At 70.9% G+C, this 12,202-nt stretch carries 11 protein-coding genes; 5 read left to right on the top strand and 6 right to left on the bottom strand.

From position 1 onward, the window contains the following. Window positions 1-144: 144 nt before the first annotated feature. The 4 genes from ACIBKY_RS27085 to ACIBKY_RS27070 are packed head-to-tail and all read right to left on the bottom strand — an operon-like array spanning window position 145 to window position 4,721. Entirely contained in the window at window positions 145-1,374 is a 1,230-nt protein-coding gene (locus tag ACIBKY_RS27085) for a sensor histidine kinase (RefSeq protein ID WP_397100656.1), read from the bottom strand. Between the two features lie 53 nt (window positions 1,375-1,427). Then, window positions 1,428-2,705, bottom strand: a complete 1,278-nt coding sequence (locus tag ACIBKY_RS27080) for a D-arabinono-1,4-lactone oxidase (protein ID WP_397100654.1) — start codon at window positions 2,703-2,705, stop codon at window positions 1,428-1,430. A 46-nt stretch (window positions 2,706-2,751) separates the two neighbouring features. Next, on the bottom strand, window positions 2,752-3,462 hold the full coding sequence (locus tag ACIBKY_RS27075; RefSeq protein ID WP_397100652.1) for a polysaccharide deacetylase family protein: 711 nt from the start codon (window positions 3,460-3,462) through the stop codon (window positions 2,752-2,754). 56 nt (window positions 3,463-3,518) lie between these two features. After that, on the bottom strand, window positions 3,519-4,721 hold the full coding sequence (locus ACIBKY_RS27070; protein WP_397100650.1) for an MFS transporter: 1,203 nt from the start codon (window positions 4,719-4,721) through the stop codon (window positions 3,519-3,521). Between the two features lie 78 nt (window positions 4,722-4,799). Between ACIBKY_RS27070 and ACIBKY_RS27065 the strand changes: the two genes are divergently transcribed. Continuing rightward, window positions 4,800-5,957: a lytic transglycosylase domain-containing protein gene (locus ACIBKY_RS27065; RefSeq protein ID WP_397100648.1), complete on the top strand. Its 1,158-nt coding sequence runs from the start codon at window positions 4,800-4,802 to the stop codon at window positions 5,955-5,957. Here ACIBKY_RS27065 and ACIBKY_RS27060 read toward each other — a convergent pair. Continuing rightward, window positions 5,948-6,859, bottom strand: a complete 912-nt coding sequence (locus ACIBKY_RS27060; RefSeq protein WP_397100646.1) for a ferrochelatase — start codon at window positions 6,857-6,859, stop codon at window positions 5,948-5,950. The genes ACIBKY_RS27065 and ACIBKY_RS27060 overlap by 10 nt on opposite strands. Window positions 6,860-6,898: 39 nt before the next feature. On the opposite strand from ACIBKY_RS27060, the gene ACIBKY_RS27055 reads away from it, so the two are divergent. Beyond that, the gene (locus ACIBKY_RS27055; protein WP_397100644.1) at window positions 6,899-8,875 is read left to right on the top strand and encodes a prolyl oligopeptidase family serine peptidase; all 1,977 of its coding nucleotides are present in this window, start codon (window positions 6,899-6,901) and stop codon (window positions 8,873-8,875) included. A gap of 34 nt (window positions 8,876-8,909) precedes the next feature. After that, window positions 8,910-9,698 (top strand): inositol monophosphatase family protein, encoded by a 789-nt coding sequence (locus ACIBKY_RS27050; protein WP_397100642.1) that lies wholly within the window; start codon window positions 8,910-8,912, stop codon window positions 9,696-9,698. 61 nt (window positions 9,699-9,759) lie between these two features. Here ACIBKY_RS27050 and ACIBKY_RS27045 read toward each other — a convergent pair whose 3' ends face one another. Beyond that, window positions 9,760-9,924 carry a hypothetical protein gene (locus ACIBKY_RS27045; protein WP_184971869.1) on the bottom strand — a complete coding sequence of 55 codons (165 nt, stop codon included), beginning with the start codon at window positions 9,922-9,924 and terminating at the stop codon, window positions 9,760-9,762. Window positions 9,925-10,135: 211 nt separating this feature from the next. On the opposite strand from ACIBKY_RS27045, the gene ACIBKY_RS27040 reads away from it, so the two are divergent. Next, the gene (locus tag ACIBKY_RS27040; RefSeq protein WP_184971867.1) at window positions 10,136-10,789 is read left to right on the top strand and encodes a response regulator transcription factor; all 654 of its coding nucleotides are present in this window, start codon (window positions 10,136-10,138) and stop codon (window positions 10,787-10,789) included. After that, window positions 10,786-12,069, top strand: a complete 1,284-nt coding sequence (locus tag ACIBKY_RS27035) for a sensor histidine kinase (protein ID WP_397100640.1) — start codon at window positions 10,786-10,788, stop codon at window positions 12,067-12,069. The genes ACIBKY_RS27040 and ACIBKY_RS27035 overlap by 4 nt, the downstream gene beginning before the upstream one ends. Window positions 12,070-12,202: the final 133 nt, after the last annotated feature.

The raw sequence follows: 12,202 nt of genomic DNA, 5'->3' as shown, positions 1-12,202 counted from the left end.
CCGTACGGCCACGCCCTCACCAGGCCGGCATCCGGTACGGCCACGCCCCGCGAAGACCGGCACCCGGTACAGCCCCACCCTCGCAAGGCCGGCATCCGGTTACCGCCGAGCCCCACAAGACCAAGATCCGGTACGGCCGGAGCCTCAGGAGGCCGGTGGGAGGACGGCCTCCAGCCTGGTGGGACCGCCCTCCGGGCTGGACAGGGTGAGGACGCCGTCGTGCGACTCCACGCGCCGCCTGATCCCGGCCAGTCCCGAGCCTCCGCCGGTGCCCTCGCCGGCGCCGCCCCTGCCGTCGTCCTCCACGGTGATCCGCAGCGCCTCGCCGTACAGGATGACCTCGACGTCGACCCGGGTGGCGCCGCTGTGGCGGGCGACGTTGGTGAGGGCCTCGGCGACGGTGAAGTACGCGGTGGCCTCGACCGACAGCGGGAGCGGACCGAGTTCGCCCACGCTCAGGCCGCACGGGACGGCCGACCCGGCGGCCAGCGCCGACAGCGCGCCGGACAGGCCCTTGTCCTCCAGTACCGGTGGCAGGATGCCGCGTACGACGCCGCGCAGTTCGGCGAGGGCCTGCTCGGCGGCGGTCTGGGCGCGTTCGAGCGCGGGGTCGGCGGCTTCGGGGTTCCTGGAGAGGGCGCGCCTGGCGGCGGCGACGGTGACGACGACGGCGACCAGCCTGTTCTGGGCGCCGTCGTGCAGGGAGCGCTCGATCCTGCGCAGTTCGGCGGCATGAGCGCGCAGGGCGGCGGCCCGGGTCGCGGTCAGCCGCGCGACCCGCGCGGACAGGTCCACCGAGGCGTGCGGCGACAGCAGCCTGCGGCCGGGCAGGTTCTGGAGAACGGCCAGCCTCGGCCCCAGCACGAGGGCCAGCCCCAGCCAGAGCAGCCCGGACAGGCCCACGGCCAGGACCGCGGGCCACGTCTCCGCGCGTACGCCGAGCGAGGAGCCCGCCTCGCCCGCGGGCAGGAGCCGCCACCACAGCGGGTACGTCACGTCGCGCAGCCCCATGATCGGCAGCGCGAGCCCGGCCAGCCCGAGCACCAGCCCCATGGTGGCGTGGATGGCCACCCACGCCAGGTCGCGCCGGACGGAGGGCTCGTGCCAGGCCGCCTTCATCTGCTCGGCCCAGTTGCCCTCCGCCGGTTCGCCGTAGGGGGAGATGACCGGCTCACCGCGGCGGCCCAGGCGGGCGCGTTCCCGCTCGGCCACGGACCTGGTCAGCCCGATCATGCCGGGCAGCGCCAGCAGGCCGACGCCGATGAGACAGCTCACCAGCGTCACCGACCACGCCATCGCGAGGAATAGGGCGAGTACGGCAGTGCCGAGCCCGCCCGCGAGGCGGTCCAGAGCCTCGAGGGCGTCACGCATCATGCGTCAAGGGTATGGACGGCCAGGCACTGCGGCACTCCAGCCAGCTGTACGACTCAGCCGAGGACGGTGTCCAGATAGGGGTTGGTGAAGACGCGGCCGGGGTCGAGGCGGTCGCGCAGCGCCACGAAGTCGGGCAGGCGCGGGTAGACGGTCGCGAGGTAGGCGGCGTCGCGGGTGTGCATCTTGCCCCAGTGGGGGCGTCCCCGCAGCCTGGTCATGATCTCCTCGACGCCTTCGAAGTAGGCGGGGTTGGGGGTGGGGCGGTAGATGTGGCAGGCGATGTAGGCGGAGTCCCGGCCGTACGCGGTGGACAGCCAGGCGTCGCTCGGCGGCGTCACCCGTACCTCGATCGGGAAGGTGATCTTCCAGTCCATGCGCTCGACCAGGTCGCGGGTCTCGCGTAGTGCCTGGGCCAGGTGCTCGCGCGGCACGGCGTACTCCATCTCCAGGAAGCGCACGTCGCGCCGCGCGGTGAAGATCTTGTAGGAGGTGTCCACGGACTCGGAGTCGCCGAGCGCGGCGGCGCTGACGCCGTTGACGCGGGGGATCAGCCCGGGGAAGCGGGCGCCGAGCGCGCAGGCCGCGCCGAAGAGCGTGTTCTCCAGGAAGACCGCGTCGAGCCAGTGCTTGAACGCGCTCGGCGGCCGGGCCGGGCCCGGGTTCCTGTTGTTGGTCTTGACCAGGCAGGCGTCGGTGTGCGGCACCCAGAAGAAGTCGAGGTGCTCGTTGGCCGAGGTCATGGTGTCGAGCGAGGACAGGATCTCGGTGAGGGGGAGACGGCGGCGCCGGTTGTGCAGCAGGAACGCGGGCTCGACCTTGAAGGTCACCGCGGTCAGGACGCCGAGCGCGCCGAGCCCGACCCGGGCGGCGTCGAAGAGGTCTTCGCCCGGCTTGACCGTGGCCACGGAGCCGTCGGCGAGCACGAGCTCCAGCTCGACGACCTGGTCGGCCAGGCCGCCCGTGTCGCGGCCGGTGCCGTGGGTGCCGGTCTGGATGGCGCCGGAGACGGTCTGCTCGGTGATGTCGCCCATGTTGGCGAGCGCGAGGCCGCGCCGGTCGAGCAGTTCGTTGAGGTGGCTGAGCGGGGTGCCGGCGAGGACGGTCACCCGGTCCTCCGCCCACGTCCTGACGCCGGTGAGGCCGGTGGGGCGGAGCATGATGCCGTCGGTGAGGGCCACTCCGGTGAAGGAGTGGCCCGTTCCGACCATGCGCAGGCGCCGTCCGGTGCGCGCGGCGTCCCGCACGGCGCCCGCCACGTCTTCGACCGAGGTGGGCGTACGCACCTCGGCGGGGGTGCCCGACTGGTTGCCGGCCCAGTTGGTGAAGACCATGACGCGCCCCCTGGAAAAGGATCGTTCCGTTAAACGTGAACGATACTCACCTCTCCCAGCCTTCGGGAACAGGGTAGATGTCGCCGGGCTGAAGGTTCTGGTTCTTGAGCAGTGTGGAAACGGTCACCAGCGTGTAGCCGCGGCTTTGGAGCAGCTTGACCAGGCTCGGCATCACGTCGACCGTCTGCTTGACCCAGTCGTGCATCAGGATGATGCCGTCGCGCTGGGCGACCGCCAAGGTCTGCTTCTTGATCTCGTCGGCGTTCTTGGTGGCCCAGTCACGCGAGCCCGCGGTCCACAGCACGATCGGCATGTCGAACTCCGCCGCCACGTCCGACACCTGGATGTCGGCCATGCCGTACGGCGGGCGCAGGAGCTTGGGCGTGACCCCGGTCGTCTTGTAGATGATGTCCTGGGTCTTCTTGACCTCGTTCCGGATGGCCCCCGGCTCGAGATCGGTGAAGTTGGGGTGCTTGTAGCTGTGGTTGCCGAGCTCGTGGCCCTCCTTGGCCATGCGCTTGGCGAAGGCGGGCCGCGTCTTGACGTACTGGCCCTCCAGGAAGAACGTCGCCTTCGCGTTGGCCTTCTTCAACGTGTCGAGGAGCTTGTCAGCGTACTTGCCCGGCCCGTCGTCGAAGGTCAGCGCGAGGCATTTGACCTGCGTGCAGTCGACTTCGGGCGCGGCCGACGCCGGCGCTGGGGCCAGAGTGACGGTGACAGCGGCGATGGCTAGAAGTGAAGCAATTTGTCGGGACATTACGGAGCTTTCGTGAGTTGAGGGTGTTGCTTGAGGGATCTCCCGACCGTAGCGGATCAGCTCTTCGCCGGTGAAGGCGCTTCGGGAATCCTCAGCAAACCCGAACCTGACACCCCGACGATGGCCGCGAACAGCGCGCACGCCAGCGAGAAGGCGTAGGCGTTGGAGGCGCCGAACGCCTCGGTGAGCCGCCCGCCCGCCCACGCGCCGAGCGCGACGCCGAACCCGATCGAGGTCGAGATCCAGGCCATTCCCTCGGTCAGCAGCGAGGGCGGCACCAGGCGCTCGGTCAGCGAGAAGCCCGTGATGAGCGTCGGCGAGATGGCCAGGCCCGCGACGAACAGCGCGAGCGCCATGATCCGCGTGTCACCCACGAACATGATCGGCAGCAGGCCGACGACGAACACCCCGAGCGCCCGCACGAAGCGCCCGCGCATCGGGATCCGCCAGTGCCGCGAGCCGAACCACAGGCCCGAGACCATCGAGCCGCCGGCGAAGCTGGCCAGCAGGAACCCCGCGGCTCCCTTGGCTCCGTGCTCCTCGGCGAAGGCCACGGTGATCAGGTCGACCGAGCCGAACACCGCGCCCAGCCCCACATACACACCCGACAGCAGGGCGACGCCCGGGATCAGGATCGGCGTGCCGCCGGCGGAGCGCACCGCCACGATCGGCGGCTGCGTACGCCGCTGCGCCGCCAGCGCCAGCGACCCGCCCAGCATCGCCGCCACGGCGACCACCAGCCCCGCGTACGGGTTGACATAGGTGGCCAGCAGCGTCACCGCCGCCGGCCCGGTCACGAAGATGACCTCGTCGGCCACCGACTCGAACGCGAAGGCGGTGTGCAGCTTGCCCGATCCGCCGTGCAGGGTCGACCACCGCGCGCGCACCATCGAGCCCAGCGAGAGCGAGGTCGCGCCGACGAGCAGGCCCGAGGCGTAGAGCGTCCATTCGGGCAGCCGGAACCCGGCGCTGAGGATGAGCGAGACCAGGGCCACCGCGTTGACGACGGAGAAGGGGACGATCACCCGGTTCTGGCCGAAGCGGTCGGCCAGCCGTCCGGAGAACGGCGCCGCGATCGCATAGGAGACGTTGACCACGGCCGCGACGGCTCCCGCTGTGGCGTAGGACTCGGTCAGCGCGGAGATCAGAAGGACGATCCCGATCCCCAGCATCGACATGGGGAAACGCCCCACGAATCCGGCCAGGACGAAACCCTTTACCCCGGGCGCGTTGAAAAGTCCCCGATACGGCCCGACCACAAAATCCCCCTATCGCCGCGTGACACCCTTCTGCAGACCCTCGCGGAAGCGCAACTGATTTTGGGTAACGTGTCCCGCGTGTCCGCTCTTCCCTCGATCCGCTCCGCGGTGCTGCTCGTGGCCGCGGTCGCCGTGGTCACCGTGACGAGCGGCGGCGTGGTCTTCCTCGTGCGCGACGATCTTTTCACCGGTACGGCCCGGCCCCAGGAGACCCGCCGCGCCCCCGAACCGCGGACCAGGCCGGAACCCCTGGAAAGCATGGTCCCCGAACAGGTGAAGGACTTCGGAAGAGGCGGCCCCGGCATCACCCCCACCCCGCCCAGGGTGTTGGCGATCGCCCGCGCCACCGTGCCCAAGCAGGCCCGCCACGCGCTCGGCCGGCTCAAGCACGTGCAGAAGGTGGCGGTCGTGGACGCGGGCGCCATCAAGATCGCCGGCACCGGCCTGAACGTGCTGGCCGTCACCCCGGCCGACTTCCGCGCCTGGACCCCGAAAGCGGTCGCCGACGAGCCGGCCGTCTGGAGCGCGCTGAGCCGCGGCGAACTGGTCGCCGACACCGCCGCCACGCGCCGCCTCGGCATGGTGCTGGGCGCGGACTACCAGGTGGACGGCGGGCCCAGGCTCCGGCTGGCCGCCTCGGCGGGGCTCGGGCTCAAGGGCATCGACGGCATCGTCAGCGCCGAGACCGGCAAGGCGCTCGGCGTCGCCCCGGGCGTGGCCGTGCTGCTGCACGGCAAGGAGGGCAAGGTGGGCACCGCCGGGGTCGCCGAGCTCCTCGGCAAGGGGGCCCAGGTGATCGGGCTGGGCGGCAGCCGTACCCCGGCGCCGCAGGAACAGCGGGTGGCGTCGGTGGGACGGCCGGGCAGCTACCTCGACCTCTACAAGCAGGCGGCCACCCGCTGCCCCGGGCTGTCGTGGACGGTGCTGGCCGCCATCGGGCAGGTCGAGAGCGGGCACGGACGCAACAACGGGCCGTCGAGCGCGGGCGCGCTGGGACCGATGCAGTTCATGCCCGCCACGTGGCGGGCCTACGGCGTGGACGGCGACGCCGACGGCAAGAAGGACATCTGGAGCCCGTACGACGCGGTGCCCGGCGCAGCCAACTACCTGTGCGCCAACGGCGCCGGCAAGGGCGGCGAGAAGCTCCGCAAGGCGATCTGGTTCTACAACCACTCGTGGGACTACGTGAACAAGGTCATGGGCTACGCCGAGGCCTACGCCCGCGCCTACACCTGAGGACACGTCTCCGTCGAGCACGGCACCGGCTCAGGACCGGCCATCAGCTCGCCCACCAGGCGCACGAACGCCGGGTGCGTGCCGACCGTGGCCGCCCGCGCCATCGGCAGCCCCCGTTCCCCGGCCACCTCCACGGCCTCGGTGTCGAGGTCGTAGACGACCTCCATGTGGTCGGAGACGAACCCGATCGGCGCCAGCACCACCGGGCCGTCCAGCGTGCGCAGGTGGTCGCAGACGTCCGGCTCCAGCCACGGCACCTGCGGCGGGCCGCTGCGCGACTGCCACACGAGGTCCCAGTCCTGTGTACGGCCCAGCGCCTGGTTGACCAGCTCGGCGCTGCGCCGCAGCTCGCTCTCGTAGGCGCTCTTCGCGTGGGCCAGCGGGATGCTGTGGGCGGTGAAGACGAGCCTGGCGTCGGGCCGGCCGAGCCCGGCCAGCGCGTCACGGACCCGGTCGGCCATCGCCGTCACGAACCCCGGGTGGTCGCCGTAGTGGGGCAGCTTGACCAGCTCGGGCCCGTCGGGCAGCGAGATGCGCGCGATGTCCTCGTAGTACTGCCGGCACGAGGAGTAGCCGGCGAAGGCCGAGGTGGCGAAGACCGCCGCCCTGCGCACGCCGTCCGCGCGCATCTGGCGCACGGTGTCCTCGCCGTAGGGCGCCCAGTTGCGGTTGCCCCAGTAGACGGGCACGTCGAGCGTGGGCCGCACGGCCTCGATCAGGTCGCGGTTCTGCTGGTTGATCGGGCTGATCCCGCCGAAGTGGTAGTAGTGCTCGGCGACCTCCTTGAGCCGCTCGCGCGGCACGTTACGGCCGCGCACGACGTTCTCCAGGAAGGGCATGACGTCGCCGGGACCTTCAGGTCCGCCGAAGGACAGGATCAGCAGTGCGTCGTAGTTTCCCACGTAGGCAAGCCTAGGGGGCGCTGAGGTAGGTTCGATCGGGTGAGCGCATTCAACGACATTCGCGACTATGTGGCTATCCCTCGGGTTCTCTCGCTCAAGCTGTCCCCGGACGGCTCGCGGCTGGTGTCGGTGGTCCAGTCGCTCAATCCGGACGGCAAATCCTTCGGCACCGCGCTCTGGGCGATCCCCGTCGACGACGCCCCCTACCGGCTGACCCGCTCGGCCAAGGGAGAGAGCTCGGCCGACTTCACCGCCGCCGGCGACGTGCTGTTCACCTCCGCCCGCCCCGACCCGACAGTCAAGGACGGCGAGGAGGAGGTCCCGGCGCTGTGGCTGCTGCCGCGCGAGGGCGGCGAGGCCCGCCAGATCGCCGCCAGGCCCGGCGGCATCGGCGCCTTCAAGACCGCCGGCGACGTGGTCGTCTTCTCCGCCGACGTGCTCACCGGCGAGGAGTCCACCGAGGAGGAGCGGCGCAAGGCCCGCAAGGACGCCGGCATCAGCGCGATCCTGCACGAGGGCTACCCGGTCCGCTACTGGGACCACGACCTCGGCCCCGGCGGCCCGCGGCTGTTCGCCGGCCGGCTGAGCGGCGACCGCCTGGCGGAGGTGCGCGACCTGACGCCGGACGCCGGACGGGCGCTGACCAACGCCTCGTTCGACCTCACCCCCGACGGCGCCGCCGTGGTCAGCACCTGGACCACGTACCTGCCCGGCGGGCAGCAGCGCACCGACCTGGTCGCGATCGACGTGGCCACGGGGGAACGGCGCACCGTCGTCACCGAGGAAGGCCAGGACTTCACCGGCCCGCTGGCCGTCTCGCCCGACGGCGGCAAGGTCGCCGCCGCCCGCGACCGGCACACCGCGCTCGACCTGTCGGCCCGCACCGAGCTGTGGATCGGCGACCTGGCCACCGGCCAGGGCCAGGCCCACGCCCCCGACCTGTTCCCGATGGACGTGGCCTGGGCGCCCGACTCCGCGTCCGTCTTCATCGTGGCCGACCACCAGGGCCGCCGCCCGGCGTTCGTGGTGCCGATCGGCGGCGCGGCCTCCCGGCTCACCCGCGACGACGACGCCTACCTCGCGCTCAATCCCGCCGCCGACGGCAGCTCCGTCTACGCGCTGCGCAGCTCCGTGTCCTTCCCCGCCGGGCCCGCCCGCATCGACCTGCCCGGCGGCCAGGTCACCGACCTGCCCTCGCCGGCCGAGCGGCCCGAGGTCAAGGGCACGCTCACCGAGATCTCCGCCACCGCCGACGACGGCGCGACCATCCGCGGGTGGCTGGTGCTGCCCGAGGGCGCCTCGGCCGACGACCCCGCGCCGTTCCTGCTCTGGATCCACGGCGGCCCGGTCGCCTCCTGGAACGACTGGCAGTGGCGCTGGAACCCGTGGATCATGGCCGAGCACGGCTACGCCGTACTGCTGCCCGATCCGTGCCTTTCCACCGGCTACGGCCAGCCGATGATCGACCGCGGCTGGGGCGACTGGGGCCCGCGCACGCTCGCCGACCTCGACGCGATCGTGGACGTCGCCCTCGCCCGCCCCGACGTGGACGGCGAGCGCGCCGGCGCGATGGGCGGCTCCTACGGCGGCTACATGGCCAACTGGGTCGCCGGCCACAGCGACCGCTACAAGGCCGTCGTCACCCACGCCTCGCTGTGGAACCTCGACCAGTTCGCCGGCACCACCGACGCCGCCATGTACTGGCAGCGCGAGTTCGGCGAGCCCGGCTCCGAGCGCTACGCCAAGCTCTCCCCGCACCACGGCCTCAAGGACATCCGCACCCCGATGCTCGTCATCCACGGCGACAAGGACTACCGGGTGCCGATCGGCGAGGCCCTGCGCCTGTGGTGGGACCTGCAGCGCAGCGAGGTCGAGTCGAAGTTCCTGTACTTCCCCGACGAGAACCACTGGATCCTCAAGCCCGGCAACGCCGTCGCCTGGTACGAGACCGTCCTGGCCTTCCTCGCCCAGCACGTCCTCGGCCAGGAGTGGAAGCGCCCGGACTCGGTCGCATGACGGTGACCTCCAGCCCGCGCCCGGACTCGCTCTCATGACCGATTTCCTCAAGCTCGCCGAAGACATCGCCAGGGAGGCGGGCGCCATGTTGCTCGCCGAGCGGCCCACGATGTCCGCGGCGGTCGAGACCAAGTCCAGCCCCACCGACGTCGTCACGGCGCTGGACAAGGCCTCGGAGGAGCTCATCAGGGCCCGCATCCTGGCCGCCCGTCCCGACGACATGATCCTCGGGGAGGAGGGTGGCGCCACCCCCGGCTCCAGCGGCGTGCGCTGGGTCGTCGACCCCATCGACGGCACCGTGAACTTCCTGTACGGCCTGGCCGACTGGGCCGTATCCATCGCGGTCGAGGTGGACGGCGAGATCGTCGCCGGGGTCGTCAACGTGGTGCCGAGGGGCGAGGTGTTCACCGCCGCGCTCGGCGAGGGCGCCTGGCTGGGCGGCTCCCGGCTCGCCTGCAACCAGGACGTGCCGCTGTCCAGGGCGCTGGTCGCCACCGGGTTCGGATACTCGCCGGAGCGGCGGGCCGTACAGGGGGAGGTGCTCGCGGCGGTGCTGCCCAGGGTGCGCGACATCCGGCGGGGCGGCTCCTGCGCCACGGACCTGTGCTCGGTGGCCGCCGGCCGCGTCGACGCCTACTACGAGCGCGGCGTCAACTACTGGGACTGGGCGGCGGCCGGGCTCGTCGCCGCCGAGTCCGGCGCCAGGATCGGCGGCCTGCGCGGCAAGGCCCCCAACACCGAGCTGACGCTGTGCGCGCCCCCCGGCCTGTTCGAGGACCTGCACGGCCTGCTCACGCCCCTGGACCCGGAGCGGGACGCCTGACGCACACGTGAAACGGCCGGAGCCCCGCTGATGGGCTCCGGCCGTTTCGTGCTTTCGGTGGTCAGCGAGGCAATGGCACCCCGTGGTCGTCCGCCAGGCGGCGAAGGTCCTCGATCTCGGCGTTGAGGGTGTCGGCGAGGTAGTCGTCGCCGGAGCACTTGGCCTCCTTCAGGCCACGATATGCCTGGTCGAGGCGGCGTTCGATCGTAGTGGTGAACTCGCCCATCTCACCTTCTCTCTCAGGGGGGTCGCAAAGAGCGCGCGAAAACCCGCGAGCACACGTCAGCGGGTGGTCCCGACGGCATACCCCGGACCCTCCGTTCCCGAAACATGGATTTGGCCGCGGCTTGCGGGCCGCGTGCCCACACATGCCTTACCGTGCGCTTATCGTCGTGTGCGGAGAATGTGAGCCGGGACCGGAGAGAGGTGTGCACACCGTGCGAGTGCTGGTGGTCGAAGATGAGCGGGTGCTCGCCGACGCGATCGCGACCGGGCTGCGCCGCGAGGCCATGGCCGTCGACGTGGCCTACGACGGGGGCGGAGCGCTGGAGCGTACCTCCTACATCGACTATGACGTGATCGTGCTCGACCGTGACCTTCCGGTCGTCCACGGGGACGAGGTGTGCCGCCGTCTGGTGGCGCAGCGCACCGCGTCGCGCATCCTGATGCTGACCGCCTCGGGCGACGTGGACGACAAGGTCGAAGGGCTCGGGCTGGGCGCCGACGACTATCTCGCCAAGCCGTTCGTGTTCGTGGAGCTCGTGGCGAGGGTACGGGCCCTGGGCCGGCGCTCCGCGCCGGCGCTGCCGCCGGTCCTTGAGCGGGGCGGCATCCGCCTGGACCCGGGCAAGCGGCTGGTGGAGCGAGACGGCAAGGAGGTCGTGCTCACCAAGAAGGAGTTCGCGGTGCTCGAAGAGCTGATGCGGGCCGAGGGCGCCGTCGTCTCTCAGGAAGACCTACTGGACAAGGCATGGGACGAGAACATCGACCCGTTCACCAACGTCGTGCGGGTCACCATGATGACGTTGCGCAAGAAGCTGGGAGAGCCGCAGGTGATCGAGACCGTACCCGGGGTGGGATACAAGCTGTGAGCGAACCGGTGCCGACCCACCCGATGATCAGCCCGCACTCGGAGCGGGCCGAGGGCACGCAGATGCCCCCGCGCGGCGGGGCGCCCGCGTGGGACGGCCCGCCCCCTCCCGAGTACCTCGGTTCGGCACCACAGGGGTCCGTCTGGGACCTGCCCGGCAAGGTCAGCGTCCGCTGGCGCCTTACGCTCGCCTACAGCGGGATGTTCTTCGTGGCCGCCGCCGTCGTGGTGATGTCGCTGTACACGATCGCCGGTTCCACGGTCGACACGGAGTGGCCCAACCTGAACCTGCGGGGCGTGGCGCCCATCGAGGCGACCATCGCCGAGGCACAGTGGCGGGCGGTCCAGACCCAGACCAGGCAGAACATCCAGGAGGCGATGCTGCGCAGCAGCATCATGGCCCTGGTCGGCGTCGGCATCTTCGCCATCATCATCGGCTACTTCGTGGCCGACCGGGCGCTGCGGCCGGTCAGCAAGATGACCGCCACCGCCCGCAAGCTCTCTGACGGCAACCTCAGCCACCAGCGCATCGCCCTGCAGGGCCCCGACGACGAGCTCAAGGAGATGGCCGACACCTTCGACGACATGCTCACCCGCCTCAACGTCGCCTTCGACACCCAGCGGCGCTTCGTGGCCAACGCCTCCCACGAGCTGCGCACGCCGCTCACCATCAACAGGACGGTCCTGGAGATCGCCCTGGGCGACCCGGGGGCCTCGGAGGATCTGAAGGCGCTGGGCCGTACCCTCCTGGAAGTCAACGCGCGCAACGAGAAGCTCATCGAGGGGCTGCTGCTGCTCGCCAGGAGCGAACGCGAGCTGGCCGTGCGCAAGCCGCTCGACATCAAGGACGTGGCGCGGACCGCGGTGGAGCAGGTGACGCCCTTCGCCGAGGAACACGGTGTGACGGTCACCACAGAACTGAGTCCGGCGGGCACCGTGGGGGATCCGGTGTTGCTGGAGCGGTGCGTGAGCAATCTGCTCGAGAACGCGGTCAAGTACAACCTTCCCGATAACGGAAAAGTCTGGATCCGAACGGGAATGGCGGACGGGGCCTTGGTTGTTCAGGTGGCCAACACCGGGCAGCACGTCCCGGCGTACGAGGTGAACAGCCTGTTCGAGCCGTTCAGGAGGCTCCATGCGGACCGTGTGGATTCGGCGAAGGGATCGGGACTCGGGCTTTCGATCGTCCGCGCTGTGGTGCAGGCGCACGGCGGAAACGTCGCCGCTGTTCCACGTGATGGTGGGGGACTTGTCGTGACCATTCGGCTTCCTGGTCGTTGATCCCGGCGTGTTGATCCACCGCGGGCGTCTCGTTCGCGCCGTACATGTGGTTGGATGTGCCGTCGAACACGGTGGCGCAAGACGCCAAGGCTGTGGGTTTAGCCATATTTGGCTAACCATTGCCGTCGGCGGC

The organism is Nonomuraea sp. NPDC050394 (assembly GCF_044459065.1).
In the GTDB taxonomy this organism is placed as follows: Bacteria; Actinomycetota; Actinomycetes; order Streptosporangiales; family Streptosporangiaceae; genus Nonomuraea.
This window is presented reverse-complemented; position numbering and strand designations above follow the sequence as displayed.